General features: G+C 64.2%; 1 protein-coding gene. It reads right to left on the reverse strand.

The window, feature by feature from the left end; translation table 11 throughout:
* On the reverse strand, positions 1-413 hold a 413-nt coding region (locus ACWTU8_RS33030; RefSeq protein WP_455851403.1), incomplete at both ends, for an aldehyde dehydrogenase family protein.

Raw genomic sequence — 413 nt, forward strand, 5'->3', positions numbered from 1 at the left:
AGGCAAGAGACCATGCCTTCCGGCAGCGATCGGAACACGGCCATATAGTCCAGTGTCGACAGGGTTGTCGCCTCGGCAGGCTTGACGATGCAGGCATTGCCCGCGGCAAGCGATGCCGCGACGGTCCAGCACATCAGCAGGATCGGGAAGTTGTAGGGCATGATGTGGACCGAGACGCCGTACGGCTCGTAGCGCGCGTACTGGAACGAACCGGCCTGCGTCGTGCCGGCGATCTTGCCAGCGTCATCGCGCGCCATCTCCGCATAATAGCGGAAGATCGGCGCGCAATTGGCGATCTCGCCGATGGCTTCCGGATAGGGCTTGCCCATCTCGCGTACCATCAGCTCGGCGCAGCGGGTGAAGTCGGCGGCCTCGATGGCGTTGGCGACGGCGTGCAGATGCTTTGCCCGGCT

The sequence above is a fragment of the Mesorhizobium sp. BHbdii genome, from assembly GCF_053848045.1.